The organism is Calditerrivibrio sp., assembly GCF_049968475.1.
Lineage (GTDB): Bacteria > Chrysiogenota > Deferribacteres > Deferribacterales > Calditerrivibrionaceae > Calditerrivibrio > Calditerrivibrio nitroreducens_A.
In genome coordinates this window covers 1-24233 of record NZ_JBMFQS010000008.1, presented here as the reverse complement: position 1 = coordinate 24233, position 24233 = coordinate 1, and the positions used below count along the sequence as shown (strand labels likewise).

Genomic DNA, 24233 nt, shown 5'->3' with positions numbered 1-24233 from the left:
TAAAGATGATAAAAAAAGATCTAAGCTTCCTTGAAAATGAATATCTTCAATTTTTGCTGATGAATTATTTTATAGGCGAAAACGAAATTGAATTAAACACCGAATATTACACTTATCTGCCGAAAGGTAAGGTGAGTTTTATCTCTCCTGAAAATGGAGAAAAGGTGGATATAGAATCAAGTAATATATCCGACTGTGCAGAGATGTATACCTCTCTCAAAGACTCCAAGGTTATCAAACAGATCACTATGACTCTAAACGGTAAAAATATTACTATCGATTTTGTTTTGAAAACATCCCCTCTAAGGATCACAGGGATCGTAGCTCCTAAGTCACTGGCGGAGGAGTTTGATGATAAAGTGATGGAGAGACTCCTTTACTTTGATCTAATAAAACAATTCTACCAGAAAACCCTTAAGAGCTTTCTGGAATTGAGAATAAGTGATGACTGGCAGCAGCTTTTAAAAAACTTTGAGGATTACCTTTCAAAAATTGTCTAAAAAAATTCAAAAAATTTTTAATTTTGTAAAAATCCTGCTATAATAAAATTATGAAAAAGATGAACAACAGATCAGATGTGGCAGTGAAATACCTTTTGATATCAAAAGATGGTAATGCTTTGATGGAGATTGGTGAAAAATCTGCCGGTATTGAAAAGCAGATTAAGATAGATGGTTATGATATTGAGACCATAGTAGGCTTCCCTAATATTGAGAAGAAAGAACAAATTATTGATGGTATTGCAAAAATAATAGAATTATTAAAAAATGGGAAAAAAATTTTTAATGATGATGTATTGATTGAATATGTTGATATGATTATCAATGAGAAAAGCATAGATGAGATTCTATACTTCACTTTAAAACATATAATTTCCTCTAACTTGGCTGAAAAAACGGCATTTTTTATTTTAAATGATAAACTGCTCAAGTTGAGAGGGGTGGCTTATCTTAAAAGAGATAATGAAGATATTATCTTTGAAAATAGGGCTATTAAAAGTTGTCAAATAGATCTGAGTAATAGAGGGAAGATAGCTGATGCCATGTTTTTCGATAAAGTCGTAACTGTAAATTATAGTGAATTGCCAGGCAAGAATATAGAAAGGTATTTTGATAAAAATACAATTATAATTCCAGTATATAATATCAAAGGTGTGGTTGGGGTGGTGTTATTAGAAGATGATGGTACTAAGGCGAAAGACGATGCCTCGTTGAGACTTGTATCAAGATTGGTATCTCTTGGAATTAACTACTCCAGCATTACAAAACAACTGAAACTTTCAAAGGAAGATGTGGCCTACTTTAAAGAAAGTATCGAAGTAAGTAGCACTTTGACGCACATGGGGAAGATCACCGCTTCGGTAGCTCATGAGATAAAAAATCCCTTAGTTTCCATTGGTGGATTCGCCAAAAGATTGGAAAGATATGTTTCAGATGAGAGAGGACTGAGCTATCTTAAGATCATTCAGTCTGAGACCACAAGATTAGAGCAGATTGTAAATGATATCCTGACATATTCAAAAATATTTAATATTAAAAGGGAGAAAGTCTCATTATATTCCCTACTTATGGATTTAGAGGAATTCTTTAAAGATGAGCTTATGATAAAAAGGATCATGGTGAAGATAAATTGTCCTGAGGATTTAATCGCCTATATTGATCCAAGAAAATTTAAGCAGATATTTGTGAATCTTATTAAAAACTCCATTCAGTCTATTGAAAACGATGGGGAGATCACTATAGATGTGGAGAGGGTCAAGAATGGAATTAACATTATAATAAGGGATACGGGGGATGGTTTCCCAATTGAAATTATCCAGAGGCCTTTTGAGCCTTTTGTCACCACCAAAGAAGCAGGTACAGGCCTTGGGCTATCTATATGCCATAAGATAGTATCCGCCCATCAGGGTCAGATATGGCTGGATAATTATGATGATGGCGCAATGGTCAAAATATTTATACCATCTGAGGGGGAAGTATGAAAGTAAAGAAGATTTTGATAGTGGACGATGAACCAAACGTGGCAAGACTGTATGAGGATTATCTTAAGGATTACGGCTTTGAAGTGAAATCGATAAACAATCCACACGAAGCCACCAATGAATTTTATATGTTTCAACCAGATTTGGTATTACTGGATGTCAATATGCCGGATAAAGATGGATTGACCGTTTTACGGGAGTTAAAAAAGGTCTCTCCTAACGTTCCGGTGTATCTTTTGACGGCACATGATGAGTATAAAAGAAATTTCAATGCTCTTTATGCAGAAGAGTACATTTTGAAATCAAGGGATCCAAAGATAATAGTAAATTTGATCGAAAAGATCAAAGAATAATAAAAGATTATGAAGCTGTCCAATATATTGCGTCTAATTCTTCCGTTTTATCAAAGGTACCCCTGTCATCTCTGGGGGGATTGGCAGGTCCATTATTGTTAATATAGTGGGGGCGATGTCTGCCAGCTTACCATCTTTTACGGCTGAATCGATTTCACAATTGTAATTAAAAATTATAAAAGGTACTGGATTTGTGGTGTGGGCGGTATGAGGTTGGTTGGTCTTGTAGTCCCACATCTCTTCACTATTTCCATGATCAGCTGTTACGATGAGTGCTAAATCGTTTTCTTTTGCAAATTGAACGACTCTTCCCAATTGTTCATCCACCTTTTTGCAGGCGTTTATTGCAGCTTCCTCCACGCCGGTATGACCCACCATGTCTGGGTTGGCAAAATTCATAACGGTAAGATCAAATTTATGCTTTTTCCAGGAATCAATAAAATTATCCACAACCTTTTCAACACTCATTTCTGGTTTTAGGTCATAAGTGGGTACATCCTTGGGTGAAGGGATAAGGATTCTGGATTCCCCTCCAAATTCAATTTCTCTTCCACCATTGAAGAAAAATGTTACGTGGGCATATTTTTCTGTCTCTGCAATTCTTAATTGGGTTAATTTGAGATTGCTTAAATATTCCCCAAGAGTGTTTTTTAGATCTTCCGGTGCAAAAAGATATGGAAGCTTAAACGTAGCATCGTATTCTGTCATTGTGACAAAAGGGAGATTGGAAAACTTTCTTGTTTCAAAGAAATTGAAATCAGTTTCTATAAATGCTCTGGTGAGTTCCCTTGCCCTATCCGCTCTGAAATTGAAGAAAAGGATACCATCACCATCTTTTATCCCATCATAATTACCAATTACTTTTGGCGTGATAAATTCATCAGTAATGTTATTTTTATATGATACTTCACATGCTTCGATGGGAGAAGTGTAATTTTCACCTTTTGAAAAAACAATCGCATTGTAAGCCTTTTCCACTCTATCCCATCTTTTATCCCTATCCATAGCATAGTATCTACCGATAACAGTGGCTATGGTTCCATAATTAATCGATTTTAAAAAACTTAAAAGGTCTTCAAGAAACCCTTTACCACTTGTGGGGGGGGTATCTCTACCATCCATAAAAGCATGTATAAATGTTTTACCGATCCCGGCTTCTTTAGCGATATTAATCAGACCTTTTAAATGATCTATATGGCTATGGACGCCGCCGTCACTTAGAAGTCCAAATAGATGAAGAGACCCATTGTATTTTTTGATATTTTCAAAAAAAGTTTGAAGGGTTTTATTATTATTTATCTCTTTTGATTGTATTGCTTTTTGAATCCTTACCAGATCCTGATAAACGATCCTACCTGCCCCAATATTGGTGTGTCCAACTTCGGAGTTACCCATCTGCCCTGATGGTAAACCCACAAATTCTTCACTGGCATTAATAAGTCTTTTTGGGGATTCATTCCACAATTTCAGAAAGTTTTGAGGATTGGAGAGTAACACTGCATTGTGTTCTTTCTCTTCTCTGTAACCCCAACCATCAAGTATAAGCAATACAACCTTTTTCATAATTACATCTTTATGAGACCTTTTTTCTCAAGATCTGTTTTACAGTCTACGCAATATCTTGCGAAAGGAACCTGCCTTAATCTCTTTTCCTCGATATCGCAACCACATTCAATACAGATGCCATAGGTACCCTCTTCTATTCTTTTCAGAGCCTGCTCCACAAGATTAAGTTTTAAAGCATCTGTTTCAACCCTTCCGAGCATAATGTTTTTGTTGTATAAGTTATAAGCTTCATCAGCTGAATCCTGCCCATCCTCGGTACCAAAAGAGATCGCTTCAGAGTACTTCTCTTTTAGCTTCTGCTTTAACTCTTCTCTCATCTTCAAAAGAATCTGTTTTTGAGATTCTAAAAAGTTTTGATCCATAAATCCTCCTATTACGAAACTATTTCAAATAGTTTCATTTGTGGTAGGGGTGACCACTAATTATAGTAAATGCTCTATAAATCTGCTCAAATAGTACTAAAAGGGCAACTTTGTGCGCCATAGTCATCCTTGATAGCGATATCAATTTATCACATCTGGAAAGAAACTGTTTCCCCAATCCAAAAGCTCCACCTATATAGAATACCACATTTTTTTTTATGTTCAACGTATCATTTAAAAAATTTGCAAACGATTCTGATGTGTAGCTTTCACCTTCCAAATCCATTGCTATCTTGAAGCTATCTTTACCTAATTCAAATAGTTTTACAATCTCTTTATCTTTAAGTGGAAGATCTTCTGCCACCTTAAGCTCCCTAAACTCGAAATTCACAAACGAGTTTAACCTGGTTGCATAGTCATTTATAATCCTCTGGTAATCGTTATCTTTGACTTTTCCAGCCAAAACAATAGTTAGTTTCATAAAAATTGAAAGCTTATATATTATAACTAAAAATAAGTCAAGTAAAAATACCCCCTGTCTGTCATGAATCTTTTTTTGTAAACCTTAGCAATTAAATTCTTAATTTTAAGCCTTAAATTAACCATACAAATATTTAAAGATGTGGATTTTATAAGTATTTCTTTGCAACCTCCAGAGCCTTATCTATATGGTCAGTAATATTTTCTTCACCTATTAATTGATCTACTCCAGCCTTAAGTAGTAATGATTTAACATAGGGGTTTACTCCGGATAAAACTACTTTAGTTTTCCTTTTCATAAAGTATTCACATATTTCGATAAGGGCATGCATCCCTGTGGCGTCCACCATAGGTACATTACGCATTCTCAATATAAAAACTTTTGGGGTATTTTCTATTGATGTTAGTGTGTTTTTTACTTTGTCAGCTACACCGAAAAAGAAAGGTCCACTTAATTCATATAAGTCGACTCCATTAGGAATTATCTTGTTGTAAGTTGCATCCGGGTCGAAAATGTCTTCCTCATCTTTTTCTTCTGACTTATCCAATTCAATTTTCAGGTCTTTTATTTCTGTCATAGATATCATTCTTCTCATGAATAGCAATACTGCAAGGAGCATTCCTACCTGGATTGCCACATTTAAATCTATAATTACCGTAAGCAGGAAGGTTGTGAGAAATACGGAGATATCACTTTTTGGAGCTTTAAAGAGGTCTTTTATGTGCTCTAATTCACTCATATTGTATGCTACTACGATTAGAATTGCTGCAAGTGTTGCAAATGGGATTTTTATGATTATTGGTGATAAAAGTAACATAAACAATAAGACCCATAATGCATGGAATATCCCACTAAGTGGTGAAAATGCGCCATTTTTTATGTTTGTTGCAGTTCTTGCGATTGTTCCAGTGGCGGGTAGACCTGTAAATAAGGGTGATGCTATGTTTGCAATCCCCTGAGCTATCAATTCCATATTTGACCTATGCTTACCACCTGTCATGCCATCAGCAACCACTGCACTTAAGAGGGATTCTATTGCACCAAGTATAGCAATAGTGACGGCATCTGTTATTACTGCTTTGATTTTTGCTAATGAAAAAGGAGGTAGCTGGGGATGAGGTAAACTGTTTGGTATTGATCCAAATCTATCCTGAATTGTTTCTATAGGTAATTTTAAAATATACATAATTGCAACGCCAAAAATTACGGCAATAAAGGGACCTGGAATTTTTGTGGTAATCTTTTTGGAGTAGATTATTATCAAAATTGACAATACACCAATTAATGTGGTGGTTAGATTTATATCAGAGATGTGTTCAAAATATGTCATGATTTTTTCAAAAAATTCAGATGGAACTTTCTTTATGCCCATACCAAAAAAATCATTGAGTTGTGTGATAAAAATTATCATTGCGATACCCGCACTAAAACCTTTTGTGACAGGGTATGGTATAAACTTTATCACAGAACCCAATTTTAATAATCCCATCAAGATTAGTATTAAACCAGCAATGATTGTAGCAAGCATCAAGCCGTCATAGCCATGCTTATAAATAATACCATAAACGATTACAATGAAAGCACCTGCTGGTCCACCAATCTGATATCGGCTCCCGCCGAGTAATGATATCAAAAACCCACCGATGATGGCAGTGTATAAACCTTTCTCAGGTGAAGCTCCACTCGCGATTGCAAAAGCCATAGATAATGGTAAAGCAACAATGGCTACGATGAGACCACTTATTAGATCTGAAGAGAGATTTTTAGTTGTATACCCTTTTTTTAAAACTGTAAAAAGTTTTGGTTTAAATTCTTTAAAATAAGCAATACTCATAAAATCTCCTGAATTGATTGTTTATTTTGATAAGAAGAACTATTCTTAACTTTATCGATGAAATGTCAATTTAAAATTAATTAAACTGCCAAATATATAGGTGTTTGATTGTATGGTTTAATAAAAGCTTAATAAAATTGATTTTAATATTAAATAAATTATAACAAGATAATCAAATAGCATGGACGTAAAAAATTATTTTATGGCTATATTTTTTCGTTTATCTTCAGTAAGTCAATATGGCAAAAAAGGATAGGTGAAACCTATCCTTAGTGTTAAACACTTTCTACATATTCTATTACTTTATCGGATATTGTTTTTACTGTTTTTTCAAATTTATTCAGATCTTTTTCCAGAAGGGTCATTCTAAAACCAGGTATGTCTGTGTAAAATGATGTGAGTGGTACTACACAGATACCGGTAGAACCTAAGAGGTAATATACAAATCTTTTGTCCAGCTCCATATCAGGATCCATCAGTTTTTCTACAAAACTCTCCACATTTTTATTTGCAATTTTCAATTTCATTTTATTGTTTAAAATACCATCTTTGAAGGCAACAGCCATGTAAAAAGCGCCATCAGTCCTATTTACGAAAAGGTATTTATTTTCTTTTAAAATATCGTAAGCTATATTGGATAGCTTTTGATAGTGTGTTGATCGCTCGAGTAAATAATTGTTGTATTCAGGGTGTTCCATAATGATAGGGAGTGCCATTTGTGGGAGAGTTGTGGAGCAAACTTCAGACATCTTCTTCTGAACTATTGTGTTTACGTATTCTTTGAAGGATTCATCCTTATCAGTATTATAAAACTCCATCCATCCACACCTGGAACCTGGCCATGGGAACTCTTTGGAGATCCCCTTCAGGCTGATTGCCGGTGTATCCCCCACTATGTCCGCCAGTAGAACACTTTTTTTACCATTGTAAACAATTTTGTTATAAATTTCATCAAAAATGAGGTACAGATCGTTTTCCTTTGCTATTTGTACAATCTCTTTTAATAAATTCTCAGGGTAGACAAATCCTGTGGGGTTGTCAGGGTTTAATACAAGTATACCTACAATTGCTTTGTACCTGCGAACCTTTTCTCTAATCTCATTTAGATCTGGTTGCCAGTTGTTTGCAGGATTCATTCTATAAGTCAATGGGGGAATTGACCCATGGGCAACTTCAGAGATATAATGGGATGAATATGTGGGCTCCGGGAGCAATACCCTTAAATCGGGACGGAGACAGCTATAAAGTTTGTCTACTGCATCCCCCAGTCCATTAAAAAAAAGTATATCATCGGGAGTTATCTGTATTCCACCTCTTTTATTAATCTGATTGGCAAGGTATTCTCTCGTAGACAGGACGCCCTTTGTTGGGGAATAGGCGTAGCTTTCATTTTTGGATGCAACATCTTTTACGATATCTTTCATCCATTCCGGAATTATTTCCCCCTTGCTGACAGGATCACCGATATTTTCCCACGTTACCTCTATACCATTTTTTTTCAGTTCTTCCGCCACAAGAACAATATTCCTAATTTCATAGGTTAGTCCACTGTTTCCTTTTGCGATATTTGATCTCATACAACACCTCAAATGGTTTTAATTTATTTTTGTATCTTTTTTACCTCTAAAATGTATCTTCATAGGAATCCCTTCAAATCCAAAGTATTCCCGCACCATATTAAACAGATATCGCTGATAAGAAAAATGCACAGCATCTGGATAGTTTACAAATACCACAAATTCTGGTGGATTGACCCCCACCTGTGTCATGTAGTAAAACTTCAATCTTCTATTTTTTATCATTGGGGGCTGATGCTTCGCCTGGGCAATCTCCAGTATCTCATTCAGTTTTGAAGTGGGTACCCGTTTGTTTGTCTCGTCGAAAAGCTGCTTTGCCATCTTAAAAATCTTGAATATATTTTTCTTTGTTGCTGCGGATATGAAAATGTATTTAGGTTTGTAGATGAATTTGAATTTATCTTCTATATCAGATACTAAATGTTTCTGGGCTTCTGCTTTATCCTCAAGAAGATCCCATTTGTTTAAAGCAATTATTACAGGCTTACCCAATTCGTATGCATCAGCCACAATTTTTACATCCTTTTCAGTTACACCTTCAGTTGCATCAATAAGTGCCACCACCACATCGGATCTTTCAATGGAGTCGTAGGCTCTGTAGTAACCATATTTTTCTATTCGATCTTTAAACATTACAGACTTTTTTCTTATTCCGGCAGTGTCGATTAAGATATATTTATCGCCTTCAAATTCAAAATAGCTATCCACAGCGTCCCTCGTGGTGCCAGGAATTGGGGTTACGATTACTCTTTCCTCATTTAACCAGGCATTGATAAGGCTCGATTTGCCCATATTCGGTCTACCTATGACGACGATTTTAAGTCTTTCCTCTTCAATGCAATTTTCGGGATTTTCTTTTATATGAGAAACGATTTTATCAAGAAGTATGTCAACATTTCTACCATGATTTGCACTTATGGATAACATATCATCAATGCCAAGCTTGTAAAACTCAGCAACGTTTAATTCCCTTTCATCACTATCTATTTTATTCACCACCAGAATAAATGGGATATTTTTTTCCCTCATCATCGATACAACGATTTCATCCAGAGGATGCAGCCCCTCTTTGCCGTCTAACATTAAAATGACCAGATCCACCTCTTCAAGTGCTGAGAAAAACTGTTTGTGCATCTCTTTTTTTATGATGTCATCCTTCAGATCAAAACCAGGGGTATCTATAAGTAAAAAATACTTCCCTTCCCAGTGGCAGATAGTTTCCAGCATATCTCTTGTGACACCCGGCATGTCATCTGTGATGGCTATTCTTCTGCCGGCTATTCTATTAAAAAGTGTCGATTTCCCTACGTTGGGTCTACCTAAGATACCTACTTTCAACATATCTGGCTCATTATTTTAAGGGCCTTATCCAATCTTTGTATAAGATCTTCAACCGAAAGAAGTGTAACTATCTTATCCAGATCGGCACCTTTTGTAAGCCCTGTAACCCCTACTCTTAAGACCATAAAAAGTGCCTTTCCTTTTACACCCACTGACTTCTGGATTTCTGCAGTAATTCGTTTGTATTCTTCAGCTGTAATATATGTTTTCCCCAATATGGCATCTCTAAAAGCTTCCAAAACAGCTTTTGACGTGGGAAGTTTTAAAAGTTCAACCGCTTCACCATCTAAGTTTTCATTAAATTCGGTATAAACTTTGAAAAGATCCGGGAGCTCGGTAAAAATTTCAAATTTTTCCCTCAAAGAAAAGATCATATCTGGGATATTTACCTTATACTTATTCTTAAAATCTTCCGTCATAAGTCCAGCTTTTTCTAAAAAAGGGATGGCTTCAGAAAATAAACGATCTTTGTCAAGGGTTCTGATGTAATGACCATTCATCCATTTGAGCTTTGCAAAATCGAATACAGCTGAGCTTTTTGATATTCTATCAAGGGTAAATAGCGAGATAATCTCCTCTTTTCCCATAATTTCTTTATCATCAGGTGCAGACCAGCTGAGGAGGGCCAGGAAATTAAACATAGCCTCTGGCAGGTAGCCTTTATCTTTGAAAAGGTTAAGGGAGGTATCCCCATGTCTTTTACTTAGCTTGGAATGATCACTACCCAAAATCATCGGGATATGCACAAAGATAGGTAGTTTGAAATTAAGAGCATTATATATAAGGATCTGTTTTGGTGTATTATTTAGGTGATCATCCCCTCTTATAACGTGGGTTATATGCATAAGTGCGTCATCTATTACAACTGCAAAATTATAAGTGGGGATGCCATCAGGACGAACTATTACAAAATCCCCAAAGGTATCTGTGGGGAATAAAACATCTCCTTTGATGAAATCTTTCACAAGCACCTCTTTTTCTTTCACATGAAACCTTATGGAGGGCTTGATACCACTATTTTTAAGTCTAATTTTCTCTTCACTGATCAAATTTCTGCATTTGCCATTGTATATCGGTTGTCTTCCTTCCGTTTTTGCTTTTTCTCTTTCAGCTTCCAGTTCATCTTTGGAGCAAAAACACTCATAAGCAAACCCTTCTGATATGAGTTTTTTTACATATTCATCATATATATGTAGTCTTTCACTCTGCCTGTATGGGCCAAAATCTCCCCCCACAATAGGCCCCTCATCCCAATCAAGTCCAAGCCATTTTAGGTCTTCGTATATTATATTTTCAGATTCTAAGGTGGATCTTTCAAGATCTGTATCTTCTATTCTTAAGATAAAAACACCATTATTTTTTTTAGCGAAAAGATAATTAAAAAGGGCTGTTCTGGCATTACCCACATGTATGTGTCCTGTGGGACTGGGGGCAAATCTAACTCTTATTGACATTATTCCTCCGGTGTATTATAATGTATAACATTTGGTTAATTATGAAAAAGTATATACTTATAGCAGACCCTTCAAAAGTGTCAAGATTTGTTTTGGAATACTATCTTTCAGATAAATACAATATCCTTATGGCTGAATCTATCGTAGAAGCCAGAAGGATGCTTTCTCTTGCTATCCCTTCCCTTGTGCTGGTGGCGTATGAATTAAAAGATGGTTTTGGGAATGAGTTGTGCAGGTATGTAAATGAACATTTTAAAAATGTTCCGGTTGTTATTCTCAGCTCTGAAGACAATGATGAAAGAAGGCGGATTGCCATTGAATCAGGAGCAATAGATTACCTCGTAAGGACAAAAATAGACGATTCCATTGTAAGTTATGTGGATGAACTTGTGGAGCTGATAGAAATATCGAATGTAAGGGGATCCATTGCCTGTACAATAATAAATCATAAAGATGATGAAGTCATAATCAATAACGTGCTTCACTCCCTTGGGATGCAGGTATTCAATTTTAAGAATGAGGATGATCTGGAGATAGAGTTATTATCCAAAAATCCAGATATTATCATTGTAGACCTGGATATAGGTAAGAATAAGGGGCTTGAGCTGATTAAAAAGATCAGGAAGATGGGAACTATGAAAAAGGTGCCTATCATTATCATAACCGATTCACGAGAGAGTACGGTATTAAGATCACTTATGCTTTTTGGGGCAAATGACTACACATTAAAACCCCTTTCCCCAGAAAGTATAATGCTAAGGGTTACAGCAAATATAAGAACCAAAAAGCTTTATGATTATCTTGACCGCATAAACAATGAGCTTTATCAAATGGCCACCACAGATCCAATGACTGGACTTTACAATAGAAGGTATATATTAGAGCAGCTCAATATCCTGAATTATAACTTTGAAAGGTATGGGACTATGTTCAGTGTTATTCTGATGGATTTAGATAAATTTAAAAATATAAATGATACCTATGGACATGACTGCGGAGATAAAGTGATTATCGATTTTGCCCACAGGGTAAAGTCATCTGTAAGGAAAACAGATTTTGTGGGGAGATTTGGTGGGGAAGAGCTGATTGTGGTCTTGCAGAATATAGATGAGGAAAACCTTTATAAGATAACAAAAAAGATCCTCTACTCCATCAGAAACTCTTCCGTAAATTATAACAATTTTGTGATATCCTATACAACAAGTATTGGGGTGAAATATTGCAACAGTTACTACCCAAATATAGATGAATATATCAAAAAGGCGGATAACCTTCTCTATTTAGCAAAGGAAAATGGCAGAAACAGAGCGTATATCGAAAATTCCAGTGGTGTGGTGGAGGTTGTTTAGATTAGTTACCTTAATTTTTATAATAAATCATAATAGTATCGATTCCATTTGACTGTGCGGTGGAGATGTCTCTGCTATTTATTTTATGGACTATGGGGTGACGGCAATAATATTGATTATTGAAATGTTTGGAAATGGTTTTATGTTAAATAATAATGCCCCTCATTTTTAATGTTTATCCCACATGGTTATAAATAAATTCTCAAAACTCAAGGGGTATTGGAAGAATTCAAAAAAAGAGGTGAAGATGAGTTTTAAAGATATCGAGAAAATACAACGATTCATAAGTGAGTTACTGATACATGAAGGTGATTTTGAAAAGGATAAAAATATTCTCGTAAATTTGCAAAAATCGATACTGTGCTTTTCTATGGAAGATGAGAAAAATTTTGACTACAAAAAAGCAGATGAGATCGCATCAGTATTGCTTAACAAACTATTGGGTGAGAAAAACAATGAATCTATAGTAGCAGATATTGGAAGGTATGCTTTTACTGCTGAAATCGATAATTACTTAATCAACATAAAGAATAGTTTTTTGTCTGATGATTATGCAATTCACAAGCTTGAATTAGATATATCTTCGTCAAAAGTGACCACATACTTCCAAAATAAAACGGATGGAGGGATAAAAGTAGTAAAAGTGTCTAAGGAAGGTATTTTGTTTTTGGATGATGCTATCATAGGGGTGATAGATGGCGAATTTTACCAGAAGGTTTACGATTATCTTACTCAAGAATGGAATAATGAATGATATAGAGGGCAATAATTAACAATAGCTGATTGTAATTTAACGAAGGATGTGTATCTTTTTTACACTCTTAGGAGGTATGCTATGGCCAAGACAATGTGTAAGATTTCACCAAAGGATGATTACGATAAGTTTATAGAATCTATACAAAATCCTAAGTTTTACTGCAAATCATGCGGTAGAGTGGCAAATCAGGAGAAGAGATTGTGCAAATCTGAAAAGATCCCAGACAGTAAGAAAAATGGGTAAATTGGTGAGTCGGTTAATCATGGAATGGGTGGATGTGGAATATCCTTGTTTTTTTCTAAAAAAGGTATAATTTGTATTGTTGTAAAAAAATTGTGAGTATGGTTATGAGTAGATGGATGATAGTTTATAAAAATATGAGATGGGATGAGATCGAATTTCAGGTGGATGAGCAGGAGATCCAGATAAAGGTCTTACGAAAGAATGAGGCTTTGAAAGGGAAAATTGTAAAACAGAACGATTTTACCAAAGTTTACAGAGTAACGCTGAATGATGGCAGGGAAGTTGATATTGCGGATTTTGATGAGATCGACAATTTTTTTGAAAAAAATACGATAATTTTCAAAAATCGCACCGGTCTACATAGAGAGATAAGAAGATACATCGATTATAGTCTTCAATGAAGAAAGTCGGGTTTACCACAACTATACCTGTGGAAATAATTCTTTCTGCCGGGAAGATCCCCGTAGATCTTAATAATATCTTTATAACATCAAAATCTCCCCACAAGAAGATCTCCTTTGCGGAAGAGTATGGGTTGCCAAGAAATTGCTGTAACTGGATCAAGGGGATGCTTGCCGTAGTAATGGATAATGCCGTGGATGAAGTAATTGCTGTAACAGAAGGGGATTGTAGTAATACTCATGCACTGATGGAGATTCTCCGTTCAGAGGGGGTTCCGGTTTACACTTTTGCCTACCCTTATGGTGAAAAGGATAAGTATAATTTTATAAAAGAACAGATGGAACATCTTGCTAAATCTATTGGTGGTAATTTAAAGGAAAGTATAGAGATTGCAAAAAGATTAAAGCCTCTGAGGGAAAAGCTCATCTATCTTGATAGGTTGACCATTGATGGTTATGTGAGCGGTTTTGAAAATCATCTCTGGCTTGTATCCTCCACAGATTTCAACTCTGATCCCCAAAGATTTGAACAGGAATTGGAGAGCTTTCTTGGTGAAGCGGTACAAAGAGAGAAGAAAGAACACAAAATAAAGCTTGGTGTAATAGGGGTGCCTCCAATATTCACAGATCTATATCAATTTTTGGAGGGTAAAGGGGTTTCTGTTGTGTTTAATGAAATTCAAAGGCAGTTTTCGATGCCTTTTATGCATGACGATTACATACAAAACTTTATCGATTACACCTACCCCTATGATATTTACCACAGGTTGAAAGATATAAAAAAAGAGATACAGTCAAGAGGGCTGGATGGTATTATTCATTATGTTCAATCATTTTGCTACCGACAGATACAGGATGTGATTATTAAAAAGGAGATTGATATCCCGGTAATTACGATAGAAGGGAATGAACCGGAAGGGCTGGATGCAAGGACAAAGATAAGGTTAGAATCGTTTATTGAGATGTTGGAAGCTAAAAAATGTATGCGGGCATAGATTTAGGCAGTAGATTTGTAAAGATAGCTATGCTGTTTGATGGTAAAGTAGAATATAGGTTATACGATACCGTTGAATTTTATAGAAAATATGTAAAAAGAATAGATGGTGAACTCTTAATAGATCCATCTTTTTTACCAGAAATGCCGGAGAGAATCGTTGCCACCGGGTATGGTAGAAATCTTTTAAATTTTAAAAATGTTGAAGTTATATCAGAGATAAAAGCTCATTACCGTGGAGCATTGGAGCAGATCGATTTAGATAATTTTGTTTTAATAGATATTGGCGGACAGGATAGCAAAGTAATCGTTGTCAGGGATCGATATATAGAAGACTTTGTCATGAATGATAAATGTGCCGCAAGCTCAGGTAGATTTATAGAAACTGCGGCTGATATTTTAAAGACCCCTGTGGAAGAGTTTGGTAGGTGCTATGAAAATGCTGCAAAATTGAGTTCAACATGTTCTGTTTTTGCAGAATCGGAGATCATCAGTAAAATAGCTGAGGGTTATTCTCTTGAATCTATTGCGGCGGGTGTTAATGACTCCATTGCCCGCAGGATACTCCCTCTGGTTAAAAAATATACAAAACATAGTATATATGCCAGTGGTGGGGTTGTGAGACTGAGTGGGGTACTGCACTTTTTATCTATTCATCTTTCGAAAAAGGTTGATGTTTTGAAAAATCCTCATTACAACGGGGCTATTGGTTGTCTTGCATATTCTGTGGGTCAATCTCTGAAAGCTTTTCACTTATAAATCTAATTAAATCTTCCACACCCTCCATTGTAATGGCTGATATTTTAAAGAAATCTTTATCTTTGATGAAGTTTTCAAAATCTCTTAGATTATCTAAATTTACTGAATCGATTTTTGTGGCAACCACCACTTCATACTTATTTGCCAATTCTTCAGAATAAGATTTAAGTTCATTTCTTATCTTCAAATAGTTTTCCACCATCGATTCTTCAATTGAGGAGTCTATAAAATGGAGGATAAACTTAGTTCTTTCAATATGACGTAGAAACTGAATCCCCAGACCGAGTCCCATGTGGGCTCCTTCGATTAAACCTGGCATATCGGCTAATACAAATGACCTTCCAAATTCACGTTTTACCACACCTAAATTTGGAGTTAATGTGGTGAACGGGTAATCAGCTATTTTGGGTTTTGCTGCAGAAACGACAGAAATAAACGTAGATTTACCTGCATTAGGGAATCCCACGATCCCAACATCCGCAATCAGTTTAAGCTCCAGTATGAGGTTTTTTTCCTCCCCCGGTTCACCAGGTTCGGCAATTCTTGGTGCTCTTTGGGTTGGACTTACAAAAGCTAAATTACCTCTGCCACCTCTACCACCTTTTGCCACTATTAATTTTTGACCGTCTTCAAGTATCTCCCCGATTATATCACCGGTTTCAATCTCTTTTACCACTGTACCCAACGGTACATTTATGAGTAGATCGTCACCAGATTTACCGTTTTGATCATTTCCCCGTCCGTGTTGTCCCCTTTCGGCTTTGTATATATGCTTGTAATTGAGGTCTAAAAGGGTATGCTTTGATTTATCTCCCACCAGAATGACATCTCCACCTCTTCCGCCATGTCCACCATCAGGTCCACCTTTGGGGACATACTTCTCCCTGCGGAAGCTTATGCATCCATCACCACCATCTCCAGCTTTTACAATTATCTTAACAGTATCTATGAACTTCAATTTAAAACCTCTTTACGTAAAAAAAAAGGGTGCATATGCACCCTTAAATGTCTTAGGGGGAATATATTATTAAGCTGTCTGCTCTGTATATACTGAAACAAATTTACCTCTTGAGCCTTTATCTTCAAATTTTACCTTTCCATCAACGAGAGCGAAAAGGGTATAATCTTTGCCGCAACCTACATTTTTACCAGGTTTAAACTGTGTTCCTCTCTGTCTAACTATGATATTTCCAGCCACAACTACCTGGCCATCAGATCTTTTTACTCCAAGGCGTTTACTGTGACTATCCCTACCGTTTCTTGTACTACCACCAGCTTTCTTGTGAGCCATTTCACGCCTCCTAACTTACTTTTATATCTTTTATTTTAATTTTTGTGAGATGTTGCCTATGACCTATCTTCTTTTTGAAGTCATGTCTTGGTCTTCTTTTGAAAGCAATAACCTTTTCACCTCTTGTTTGTTCAATAATTTCTGCTTCCACAAAGGCACCTTGTACTGTGGGAGCGCCCACCTGCACATTTGAACCATCAGAGACCATAAGCACAGTATCCAACTTTACAAGAGCACCAGGCTCACCTTCTATCTTTTCAACTTTTAAAACATCGCCAGCCTTAACTATATACTGCTTTCCACCTGTTTTTAATATCGCAATCATTGTTACCTCCATTTTCTAAAAGGATTGAGTTAATAACATCTTTTTTTTAAATAGTCAACTAATTTTTTCAATTTTTGTATGCAAATTGCTATTTTTCTCCATCGTGACTACCTTTGGCGTTTATTATATAAAGAGAGAAAGATACCAGCAGTGTGCCAGCTGCCAGAATGAGGAGCTTTATCATGTCCCAATCTTTCTGGCTTATGGAATACTTGAAAAATGTCACTATGAGGACCATCACAACCACTTTTGCTATTTTATCTTTCAGTTGGTCAAGGGAGTGGATGACGAGGATTTTGGATGATTTATTATCCTCTTCCAGCAGATCTATTTTGCTGATAAACAATTCATATAGTCCTATACCGAATATGAAAAGTACAGTAGATATGAGGTAGTTGTCTATTGCTCCGATAATTTTCCCCAGTGATTCCTTCTGGATCGATTCGTAGTAAGAATAGTTTTCGATTGAGTATATTAGCTTTTTAAAAAGGATAAATATATCGAGTGTTCCCATAAAAATCAGTATTATGGCAGCAAAAACAGACGAAATGACCGCAAATAAAAGAAATAGTCTACTGTGCCAGAGAAGTTTTTCAAAGAATGATTCTATCTTTTTCATACTTTGAATTTTAATCTAAACAAATCTATATTTCAACCCTTTTTCGAATTCTATAATTTTGTCCCTGTTTTTCAATAGTTCACCCAGACTATCGTATGTGCCGTCAATCAAAGCCTTTCTGGCGCTTTCTTTTATTTCGATGTTGTAAGTGTTGTTTCCCACCACCAGGGTTTTATTTTCAATGTCGATCAAACATTCAATAGATGGATTATTTGCTATAATTTCCGAAATCTCTTTTATCTTTTCTTTTGGAAGTGTAGCGCACACTATCCCCAGTGTTAATGAATTGCCGTAAAATATCTCTGCAAAACTTTCAGCAATAATTGCCTGGAATCCGGCTCTTTTTATGGACTGTGGGGCATGCTCTCTGGAGGATCCACAGCCAAAATTGTTTCCACTGAGGATTATGTTGGCACCTTTGTATTTTGGGTCGTTCATGGGGTGATTTTTGGGAGTACCATCGTTTTCAAATCTCTCATCATAAAAAGCAAATTCCCCGATCCCATCAAAAGTGACACATTTTAGATACCTTGCGGGTATAATTCTATCGGTATCTATATCGTCACCTATGATAGGTATTATTCTTCCCTTTACTGTTTTTATTGGATCTATACCCATAGTAATCTCCTTTTTACTTTATTGAAAAGATTTCTCTTGGATCAGCCACTGCGCCGGCAATTGCTGATGCTGCAGCAGTCAACGGGCTTGCCAGTATCGTTCTGCCGGTGGAGGATCCCTGTCTACCTTTAAAATTTCTGTTTGAAGTGGATACTGAGATCTGATCCCCCACAAGTTTATCCGGATTCATTGCAAGGCACATAGAGCAACCCGGAAGCCTCCATTCAAATCCAGCTTCAATAAAAATTTTATCAAGACCTTCCGCTTCAGCCTGCTTCTTGATGGTATAAGAACCAGGTACGACTATAGCTTTCACACCTTTTGCAACCTTATGTCCTTTTAAAAATATGGCCGCCTCTCTTAAGTCTTCCAACCTTCCGTTTGTGCAACTACCTATAAATACCACATCTATTTTTGTCCCTTTTATCTTCTTTCCAGGTTTAAATTTCATGTATTCAAGGGCTTCTCTCACAGAATCAGAGTTATCTCCGGGTATACTTTCGGAAATCCCTATACACTGTTCAGGGGTTATTCCCCATGTCACCATTGGCTCCAACGATGAAATATCAAACTTAACCAGATCATCGTATTCAGCGTCTGGATCAGATTTTATACTTTCCCAATATTTGATTCTTTCATCCCAATCGGCACCTTTGGGAGCATAAGGTTTCCCTTTAAGGTATTCGTAGGTAGTTTCATCAGGGTTGATATATCCTACCCTTGCACCGCCTTCTATTGCCATGTTGCAAATGGTCATTCTTGCTTCCATGGATAGTCTTTTGATTACTTCGCCAGCAAATTCGTAGGCATAACCAATCCCGCCATTAACCCCGAGTTTCCTTATTATATGTAATATTATATCTTTGGAGTAAACCCCTTTTGGTAGATCTCCTTTTAGATCGATTTTTCTAACTTTAAAACTGTTTAGAGCCATTGTTTGGGTGGCAAGGACATCCCTGACCTGACTTGTGCCTATGCCAAATGCAATAGCACCAAAGGCACCATGGGTGGCGGTGTGGGAGTCTCCGCAGGCTACTGTGATACCGGGCTGTGTAAGACCCAATTCTGGCCCCACAATATGTACAACCCCCTGGTAACCAGTCTCTGGACTGAAAAATTTTATCCCAAACTCTTTTGTATTTTTTTCTATAGCCTGCATCATCTCCTCTGCAAGAGGATCAGCAAAAGGTCTCTTTATATCGTCGGTTGGGATGATGTGGTCACACGTGGCAAACGTTCTTTCCGGGAAGAGAACTTTAAGCCCAAGCTCCCTAAGCATAGAAAAGGCCTGTGGGCTTGTAACTTCATGGATGAGATGAAGTCCTATAAACAGCTGAGTTCTTCCGCCCGGTAATTTTGCAACTTCATGTAGCTGCCAAACTTTATTGAAAAGATTTTTCCCCATATCGTATACCTCAGTCTGTTATTTTTATGTGTTAACAGTAGACTATTTTTTTGAATTTGTAAAGTTTAATGTGATTTAAAATTGTAAAGTATCATAAAAATAATTAGGTCGATTAAAAAAAACTCTTGATTTTTTTCTGAAGAGTTATATATATAAAAACTGTTAGCACTTAGCTTTGATAACTGCCAACAAAAAAATTAAAATAAAATAATAAGGAGGTCTTGATGGCAAGTATTAAACCATTGCAGGACAGAGTATTAGTAAAAAGACTTGAGGCAGAGGAAAAAACAGCTTCCGGTATCATTATTCCGGACACAGCAAAAGAGAAACCACAAGAAGGTGAAGTAATTGCAACAGGACCTGGTAAAGTCCTTGAAAATGGTACAAGAATTGAGTTGACAGTTAAGCCAGGTGACAAGATTCTTTTCAGCAAATATGCTGGTACAGAAGTAAAAATCGACGGTGTTGAGTATCTCATAATGAGAGAAGATGACATTTTAGGTATTATCAATAAATAATATAAGGAGGTAATAATGGCAAAAGCGATTACATTTAGTGAAGAAGCAAGACAGGCTATTTTAAGAGGTGTTGATAAATTAGCTAATGCGGTGAAAGTTACATTAGGGCCAAAAGGTAGGAATGTAGTAATTGAGAAAAAATTTGGTTCTCCATTGGTAACAAAAGATGGTGTAACTGTTGCAAAAGAGATTGAGCTTAAGGATGCCCTTGAGAATCTTGGTGCTCAGATGGTTAAAGAAGTTGCATCCAAGACCAGCGATATCGCCGGTGATGGTACAACTACGGCCACTGTTTTAGCGCAGGCTATCTATAGGGAAGGTATCAAAAATGTAGTGGCTGGTTCAAACCCAATGGATCTTAAAAGGGGTATTGACAAGGCTGTTGAAGCTGTTGTCGCAGAGCTTAAAAAGATGTCAAAACCTATCCAGGGGAAAAAAGAGATAGCTCAGGTGGGTACAATCTCTTCTAACAACGATCCAGAAATCGGTAACATCATTGCAGATGCTATGGAGAGAGTTGGCAAAGATGGTGTTATCACTATTGAAGAGAATAAATCTACTGACACAGTTCTGGATGTTGTGGAAGGTATGCAGTTTGACAGAGGTTATCTGTCTCCATACTTTGTGACAGATCCTGAGAATATGGAAGCAATCCTTGAAAATCCATATCTTTTGATCTGTGATAAAAAGATATCCAACATGAAAGAGCTTTTGCCTATTCTTGAGCAGCTGGCAAAACAGAATGCTCCATTCCTAATAATAGCTGAAGACATTGAAGGTGAAGCACTTGCAACACTTGTTGTAAACAAATTAAGGGGTACATTAAACTGCTGCGCTGTTAAGGCCCCAGGATTTGGTGATAGAAGAAAAGAAATGCTCAAAGATATCGCTATTCTTACTGGTGGTCAGGTTATCAGCGAAGAGCTTGGTCTCAAACTTGAAAATGCTAAGCTTAGCGACCTTGGTAGAGCTAAAAAAGTTGTTGTGGAGAAAGAAAACACTACAATAGTAGAGGGTGCTGGTAAAACTGAGGATATCCAGGCAAGGGTAAACGTAATCAAAAAGCAGATTGAAGAGACCACTTCAGATTATGATAGAGAAAAATTGCAGGAGAGACTGGCAAAACTTGTTGGTGGTGTAGCAGTGATCAAGGTGGGTGCTGCCACAGAGACTGAAATGAAGGAGAAGAAGGCAAGGGTAGAAGATGCTCTTCATGCCACTAAAGCTGCTGTAGAGGAAGGTATTGTTCCTGGTGGTGGCGTTGCTCTTCTGAGAGCTAGCAGAGCTATTGCAAACCTTAAAGATCTTACTCCAGATCAAAAAGTTGGTGCTGATATAGTTAGAAGGGCTCTTGAGTATCCAGTAAGACAGATAGCTTCCAATGCTGGGTTTGAGGGTTCTATCGTTGTCAATAAGATCCTTGAAGCAGAAAAAGATACTTTCGGATTTGATGCCCATGCTGAAGTTTATACAGATATGATCGAAGCAGGTATCATCGATCCAACAAAAGTAACAAGATCTGCTCTTCAGAATGCTGCATCTGTAGCAGGCTTGATGCTTACTACTGAAGCAATGATTACAGAAATACCAGAAAAGAAAGAACCTGCTATGCCAAATCCAGGCATGGGAATGGATATGTAATATAAAAAAGCCGGCTAATCGCCGGCTTTTTTATTTGTTATTCTTAAGCTGTTTTAATATATTATCTGTCATTTCGGAAACAATTTCATCCAGAAGTTTATCTGCAGATTTAGCGGCAATTTCTACCTTCATCATGCTTTTGGGTTTTCTATCACCGGCGTTGATGGCTTTTGAATCTTTCATCCTTTCAGCCCCCCACACAACTTCACCTGTTTCAATATTAATAATCTTTGCAGTAATGTGTACTTTTGAGTATAAAACTAAATTGTCATCGTATCTTCTTTTCTCTTCAAATGAAAAGACTGCTCCAGACATAAAGTACTGAGCACCAAGTTGTCTAATCTTGATTTTGGATTTTTCATCCAAACCCCCAAGCGTGTCTAGATTACCCTGAAAGCCGATCTCTTCAAAAATTTTATTTATATTGCTTCTGTCAATTATTTTAAATTTTTTTGTCTGAACTATCTCCACAGAAAATTTTTCTGCTACTTTTTCACCAATATTTGCAGGTAGACCTGTGGTTTTAAAATTCAGAATGGCAAGGGTAGCTGAATTTTGTATTTTAAAGTTATCAGATACGTTTACCTTATTTATACTTTCAGCACAAGCTACTAAAAACAGCAACAAAATAAGAAGCAAATTTCGCATAGTAACCCCCATAAAAAGAGATAACCTTAAAACAAATAAAAAGCAAGAGGATAGTTCTTTGCCTTAACCCTATTTTTTGCCCATAAGTATGGATTAGGGTGGAAAAATGGAAGGCAGAAACAATTTAGCATTAACAATTTGGTTTGGCAGAAACTAGCACAAGGTGCACAATTTTCTTATTATAGTAAGGGAGAATATTTTTTTGACAAATACAGGATATATTTTAACAGGTAAAGCATTGAAATATATTTTGGTTTTTTTAAACTCAAAATTGAATGAATTTGTATATGAAAAGCTGAAAAAGCCGGAATCCTTTTCTACAATTTCATATAAAATAAATTACCCCCAGTTTATTGTTATTGTGCTTTTTTTTGGTGAAATCATAATACAACATTATGGAGGGTTTTATAAACATAAAATGTTGAAAATACAGATTCAAATTGATACATAATTAGAAATGGATTTATCTAAATGATTAGCAATTTTTTATTTGCTTTTTATAATAATGAGTTAAAATTACCTATGCCCAGTAAGTCTTTTTGGTAAACTTTGAATTTGACATGACGGCTACGATCCTAAAGTTTGTTTTTTATTATACAAGATTTACTACTTACATAAACTTTGAAGCAGTATCTTTAAACCCTTTTCCACTCGAAATTTACAATATTCTTCTCTTCAGAGCTTAATTCAATCCCAACTAAATAGATTTCTTTATCATCATTTAAATATTTCTCATAGTATCTTTTTTCTTTGATTTGCTCCAATGCTTCACCTGTTTTACCATCCACTTTAAACTCTATAACGTATATCTTATCTGACACAAATACCGTTAAATCAATTCTACCCTTGTTGGTCACATCCTCACTTATTAAGTCTAATCCCAGGGACATAAGATAGGCATATATCACACTGGCGTAAAAGCCTTCGTAAAGCTTTAGTTCGTTGTTTGTATAATTGGTGTATGGAATGGATGAAAAGAGGGTCTTAAGATTATCTCTTATCACATCAAGATCCCCATTGTAAAAAGCATCATAACTCTGATTTTGAATATCATTAGCTTCCCGATAGTTAAAGAGGTATCTGAGAATATAATCATTTAACGATATCTGGACTTCAAGATTCGGTATTTTAAGCTTGTATCCTATACCTCTGGGGCTCTGGATTACCTTCTCAATTGTAATATAACCTGACTGAAATAAAATCACTTCTAAATCTATATTCTCTATGTCAAAGCTGGATAATATCTTATCATCTAGGGTAAGATTTGTGAGGTTTGGTAGAAAATAGTTTCTTTCTTTTATAAGCTTTATCAAAAAAGATGGTGTACCGGTTTCAAACCAGTAGTTTCTAAATAAAAATTCATTGCTGATAAATTGTAAAATGTCAAAGGGATTATAAAGATTATCTTTTAAAAAGTTATATCCATTGTACCATCTCTTTACCTTATCCATATCCACATCAACAAAATAGTCTTTAAAGCTTGTCTCAATGTCCCTCTGGGTATAACCACAGATATTGCCGTACTTTGGATTAAGCGATATATCCGTAAGCATATTAAGCCCGCTAAATATCGATGCCTTTGAAAATTTACTCACACCTGTCAGAAATGCAAAGCGTATATAAGCATCATTATCTTTTATGATTGAATATAGACCTCTTAGAAATTCCCTGTTTATTTTTGCCTGCTCAACATTCTCAATTACATCCAGTATCGGC

General features: G+C 36.1%; 26 protein-coding genes. 11 read left to right on the top strand and 15 right to left on the bottom strand.

The genetic code is table 11. The features are described 5' to 3' along the window. The first annotated feature begins 5 nt into the window (after positions 1-5). From ACP5Q2_RS07680 to ACP5Q2_RS07670, 3 genes are read left to right on the top strand one after another with little or no spacing between them, the layout of a single operon-like run. Positions 6-500, top strand: a complete 495-nt coding sequence (locus tag ACP5Q2_RS07680) for a hypothetical protein (protein WP_424605913.1) — start codon at positions 6-8, stop codon at positions 498-500. A gap of 50 nt (positions 501-550) precedes the next feature. Further along, complete coding sequence (locus tag ACP5Q2_RS07675; protein WP_428098861.1) at positions 551-1981, top strand: sensor histidine kinase; 1431 nt, start codon at positions 551-553, stop codon at positions 1979-1981. Further along, the gene (locus ACP5Q2_RS07670; RefSeq protein ID WP_424605916.1) at positions 1978-2334 is read left to right on the top strand and encodes a response regulator; all 357 of its coding nucleotides are present in this window, start codon (positions 1978-1980) and stop codon (positions 2332-2334) included. Before ACP5Q2_RS07675 ends, ACP5Q2_RS07670 begins: the two co-directional genes overlap by 4 nt. A 33-nt stretch (positions 2335-2367) precedes the next feature. Here ACP5Q2_RS07670 and gpmI read toward each other — a convergent pair whose 3' ends face one another. From gpmI to gltX, 7 genes are all read right to left on the bottom strand, one after another. Next, positions 2368-3897 (bottom strand): 2,3-bisphosphoglycerate-independent phosphoglycerate mutase, encoded by a 1530-nt coding sequence (gene gpmI / locus ACP5Q2_RS07665; RefSeq protein ID WP_428098858.1) that lies wholly within the window; start codon positions 3895-3897, stop codon positions 2368-2370. Positions 3898-3899: 2 nt separating this feature from the next. Continuing rightward, complete coding sequence (locus ACP5Q2_RS07660; RefSeq protein ID WP_428098855.1) at positions 3900-4262, bottom strand: TraR/DksA family transcriptional regulator; 363 nt, start codon at positions 4260-4262, stop codon at positions 3900-3902. 34 nt (positions 4263-4296) lie between these two features. Continuing rightward, positions 4297-4743, bottom strand: coding sequence for a 23S rRNA (pseudouridine(1915)-N(3))-methyltransferase RlmH (locus ACP5Q2_RS07655; RefSeq protein ID WP_428098853.1), 447 nt, complete (start codon positions 4741-4743; stop codon positions 4297-4299). 148 nt (positions 4744-4891) lie between these two features. Further along, positions 4892-6577: a SulP family inorganic anion transporter gene (locus ACP5Q2_RS07650; protein WP_428098851.1), complete on the bottom strand. Its 1686-nt coding sequence runs from the start codon at positions 6575-6577 to the stop codon at positions 4892-4894. 275 nt (positions 6578-6852) lie between these two features. Further along, the gene (locus ACP5Q2_RS07645; protein WP_428098848.1) at positions 6853-8154 is read right to left on the bottom strand and encodes a pyridoxal phosphate-dependent aminotransferase; all 1302 of its coding nucleotides are present in this window, start codon (positions 8152-8154) and stop codon (positions 6853-6855) included. Between the two features lie 18 nt (positions 8155-8172). Continuing rightward, positions 8173-9495 (bottom strand): ribosome biogenesis GTPase Der, encoded by a 1323-nt coding sequence (gene der / locus ACP5Q2_RS07640; RefSeq protein WP_428098846.1) that lies wholly within the window; start codon positions 9493-9495, stop codon positions 8173-8175. Beyond that, positions 9489-10949 carry a glutamate--tRNA ligase gene (gene gltX, locus ACP5Q2_RS07635; protein WP_428098844.1) on the bottom strand — a complete coding sequence of 487 codons (1461 nt, stop codon included), beginning with the start codon at positions 10947-10949 and terminating at the stop codon, positions 9489-9491. Before gltX ends, der begins: the two co-directional genes overlap by 7 nt. Before the next feature lie 41 nt (positions 10950-10990). Between gltX and ACP5Q2_RS07630 the strand changes: the two genes are divergently transcribed. From ACP5Q2_RS07630 to ACP5Q2_RS07605, 6 genes are all read left to right on the top strand, one after another. Then, entirely contained in the window at positions 10991-12298 is a 1308-nt protein-coding gene (locus tag ACP5Q2_RS07630) for a diguanylate cyclase (RefSeq protein WP_428098841.1), read from the top strand. 247 nt (positions 12299-12545) lie between these two features. Further along, entirely contained in the window at positions 12546-13052 is a 507-nt protein-coding gene (locus ACP5Q2_RS07625; protein ID WP_424605926.1) for a hypothetical protein, read from the top strand. Positions 13053-13133: 81 nt separating this feature from the next. Beyond that, the gene (locus tag ACP5Q2_RS07620; RefSeq protein ID WP_428098839.1) at positions 13134-13298 is read left to right on the top strand and encodes a hypothetical protein; all 165 of its coding nucleotides are present in this window, start codon (positions 13134-13136) and stop codon (positions 13296-13298) included. A 104-nt stretch (positions 13299-13402) separates the two neighbouring features. Further along, on the top strand, positions 13403-13699 hold the full coding sequence (locus ACP5Q2_RS07615) for a hypothetical protein (RefSeq protein WP_424605928.1): 297 nt from the start codon (positions 13403-13405) through the stop codon (positions 13697-13699). Then, a complete protein-coding gene (locus tag ACP5Q2_RS07610) occupies positions 13696-14694 on the top strand; it encodes a 2-hydroxyacyl-CoA dehydratase family protein (protein WP_424605929.1) in 999 nt (332 codons plus the stop codon). Before ACP5Q2_RS07615 ends, ACP5Q2_RS07610 begins: the two co-directional genes overlap by 4 nt. Beyond that, positions 14679-15452 carry an acyl-CoA dehydratase activase gene (locus ACP5Q2_RS07605; RefSeq protein WP_424605931.1) on the top strand — a complete coding sequence of 258 codons (774 nt, stop codon included), beginning with the start codon at positions 14679-14681 and terminating at the stop codon, positions 15450-15452. The genes ACP5Q2_RS07610 and ACP5Q2_RS07605 overlap by 16 nt, the downstream gene beginning before the upstream one ends. Here the strand turns inward: ACP5Q2_RS07605 and obgE are convergent. The 6 genes from obgE to leuC form a co-directional block, all read right to left on the bottom strand. Further along, complete coding sequence (gene obgE, locus ACP5Q2_RS07600) at positions 15397-16410, bottom strand: GTPase ObgE (protein WP_424605932.1); 1014 nt, start codon at positions 16408-16410, stop codon at positions 15397-15399. The genes ACP5Q2_RS07605 and obgE overlap by 56 nt on opposite strands. A 69-nt stretch (positions 16411-16479) precedes the next feature. Beyond that, positions 16480-16743 carry a 50S ribosomal protein L27 gene (gene rpmA, locus ACP5Q2_RS07595; RefSeq protein ID WP_424605933.1) on the bottom strand — a complete coding sequence of 88 codons (264 nt, stop codon included), beginning with the start codon at positions 16741-16743 and terminating at the stop codon, positions 16480-16482. A gap of 10 nt (positions 16744-16753) precedes the next feature. Continuing rightward, on the bottom strand, positions 16754-17068 hold the full coding sequence (rplU, locus tag ACP5Q2_RS07590; RefSeq protein WP_013452138.1) for a 50S ribosomal protein L21: 315 nt from the start codon (positions 17066-17068) through the stop codon (positions 16754-16756). Positions 17069-17156: 88 nt separating this feature from the next. Further along, positions 17157-17687, bottom strand: a complete 531-nt coding sequence (locus tag ACP5Q2_RS07585) for a YqhA family protein (protein WP_424605935.1) — start codon at positions 17685-17687, stop codon at positions 17157-17159. A gap of 15 nt (positions 17688-17702) precedes the next feature. After that, a complete protein-coding gene (leuD, locus tag ACP5Q2_RS07580; protein WP_428098833.1) occupies positions 17703-18305 on the bottom strand; it encodes a 3-isopropylmalate dehydratase small subunit in 603 nt (200 codons plus the stop codon). A gap of 13 nt (positions 18306-18318) precedes the next feature. Then, positions 18319-19710, bottom strand: a complete 1392-nt coding sequence (gene leuC, locus ACP5Q2_RS07575; RefSeq protein WP_428098830.1) for a 3-isopropylmalate dehydratase large subunit — start codon at positions 19708-19710, stop codon at positions 18319-18321. A 224-nt stretch (positions 19711-19934) separates the two neighbouring features. Here leuC and groES point away from each other — a divergent pair, with 224 nt between their 5' ends. Together groES and groL are read left to right on the top strand one after the other, a co-directional pair. Beyond that, positions 19935-20228: a co-chaperone GroES gene (groES, locus tag ACP5Q2_RS07570; protein ID WP_424605938.1), complete on the top strand. Its 294-nt coding sequence runs from the start codon at positions 19935-19937 to the stop codon at positions 20226-20228. Positions 20229-20243: 15 nt separating this feature from the next. Beyond that, entirely contained in the window at positions 20244-21869 is a 1626-nt protein-coding gene (gene groL / locus ACP5Q2_RS07565) for a chaperonin GroEL (RefSeq protein ID WP_428098827.1), read from the top strand. 30 nt (positions 21870-21899) lie between these two features. On the opposite strand, the gene ACP5Q2_RS07560 is transcribed toward groL, so the two are convergent. Both ACP5Q2_RS07560 and ACP5Q2_RS07555 read right to left on the bottom strand, forming a co-directional pair. Then, complete coding sequence (locus tag ACP5Q2_RS07560) at positions 21900-22517, bottom strand: CsgG/HfaB family protein (RefSeq protein ID WP_424605940.1); 618 nt, start codon at positions 22515-22517, stop codon at positions 21900-21902. A 635-nt stretch (positions 22518-23152) separates the two neighbouring features. Further along, a partial coding sequence (locus ACP5Q2_RS07555) for an AAA family ATPase (RefSeq protein WP_428098824.1) occupies positions 23153-24233 on the bottom strand: 1081 nt, incomplete at its 5' end.